The organism is Dietzia sp. DQ12-76, assembly GCF_014145045.1.
Lineage (GTDB): Bacteria > Actinomycetota > Actinomycetes > Mycobacteriales > Mycobacteriaceae > Dietzia.
The window spans coordinates 1-1914 of sequence record NZ_JAALDV010000225.1 but is presented as its reverse complement, the minus strand read 5'-3'; the positions used below and the strand labels follow the sequence as shown (position 1 = coordinate 1914).

General features: G+C 71.4%; 1 protein-coding gene. It reads right to left on the bottom strand.

All coding sequences use genetic code 11. The features are described from left to right. Positions 1–109 precede the first annotated feature (109 nt). The coding region (locus G6019_RS08625; RefSeq protein ID WP_182627419.1) for an alpha/beta hydrolase-fold protein at positions 110–1914 on the bottom strand (1805 nt) is incomplete at its 5' end.

The window sequence follows — 1914 nt, the reverse complement described above, 5'->3', positions numbered from 1 at the left end:
ATGGTCTCCGAGTCGGGGACGCCGGACACCGTGGAGTCGCCACCGCCGCAGGCGGCCAGCATCCCACCCACCACGACGAGGGCGGCCCCGAGCGCCGCGGACCTGGCCGTCACGAGATCTCCGCCCGTCCACCGGTCACCGTGATCCGGCCGCCCTCGAACTCCATGACCTGGCCGTCACGGGTGGTGCGCAGCGCGCTGGTGGGATAGCCGAGCCGGCCGCGTTCGTAGTCGACCGTGCCCCAGGCGTCGAACACCGGCCCGCGAGGCACGGCGTGCGCACCGGTGCGGGCGGACCAATAGATCGCCCCACCCTGGAAGCGGCTGAAGGCACCGCCCCGGGTGGACAGGGAGATCTCGTCGGTGACCGGGTACCCGAGCTCCGAGTTCTCCGCGCCCGCCTCCCGGTAGGTCGTCAGGATGGCCCCCTTGACGACCCTGGGGCCCGTGGCGGAGGACCAGTAGACGGTCCCGCCCTGGAAGCCCTGGACCACGCCGGGCTTGTTGGGATTGGTGATCTCGTCGGTCGTCGGGTACCCGAGGTCGCCGCGTTCGGCGCCGCGCTCCTGCCACATCGACCTGACCGCCCCACGGATGGCGTGCGCGCCGGTGGCGGGCGACCAGTAGATGACGCCGTTGTGGAACTGGGTGAACCTGCCCCTCCCGTCGGGCGTCGTGGTCTCGCCGGAGGTGGGCAGCCCGAGCGGGCCGTCAGGACCGCCCTCGGCCTGGTAGGCGGCGCCGATGGCCCCGAGGACCGAGTGCGCGCCCGTCTGCTGCGACCAGAAGGCGCGTCCGAAACGGAAGTCGGTGGCCTTGCCGCCCCGGACGTCGTACTCACCCGTCAGACAGGGGCCCAGACCGGGCTGACGCTCGGCGACGCGGGCGATCTCGCCCTGTGCGGCGCACGGGGGTTCGACGTTCTCGATCCCGACGGCACCCGCGAACTGCGGCCAGGCCTGCATCATCTCGAACTGCCAGTACGGCCACGTGTGCGTGCCCGACGGGCGGAAGTTGGCCGTCACCTCGACACCGGCGGCACGGGCCTTGTTGACGAAGGTCTGGGTGGTCATCCGCGAGAGCAGTTCGAGCCCGTAGCCCGGGAAGTTGGTGGGGATGTCCGGCAGGCCCGACGGCTGGTCCCACGGCCCGGTGTTCCCGCTGCCCGCGGACACGTAGATGCTCCGACCGCGGAGCTTGTCGGTGTGGAGCTTGGGGTCCTGCTCCTGCCACCGGGTCGAACCGAGCGGTCCCCACATGCTCTCGGCCTGGTACCCGCCGGCGTCCTGCATGGCCACTTTGACGGCCTCGGGCATTCCGAAGCTGGTGGTGTCCAGGAATCCCGAGTAGCTGGCCGCGAACCGGAAGTGCTCGGGGTATCGCTGCGCGAGCATCATCGCGGCGGTACCGCCCATGGACAGACCCGCGACGCCGTGCTCGTCGCCCACCCGCCAGTCCCGGGCCAGCAGGGGTGGGAGTTCCTCCATCAGGAACGTCTCCCACTGGTATGCCGAGCCGTTGGCGTCCGCCACCCAGTCGGTGTAGAAGCTCGACTCGCCGCCGACGGGGAGCACGATGATCGCGTTCTTCGCGTCGAAGAACTGGGAGATCTTGGTCTCGAGGGTCCAGCCGCTGGCGTCGTCCCGCGCGCGCAGGCCGTCGAGCAGCAGGAGCGAGGGGTACGTGCGCTCCGGCTCCGCGTTCCATTGCGCCGGGAGCATGAGCTGCACCTGGATGGCCTGCTCCATGGCCGGCGACTGCACCCACAGTGCGACCCGGTTGGCCGTCTTCCACTCGACCCGGTCCAACCGGACCCCCGACGGGATGGTCGTCGGTACGCGCAGGGACGGGGAGTCCACGCGGCTCTCGGCCGGCTCCGCCCCGCCGGCGCCGGTCTGCGCCGGGCCGGCGGTCG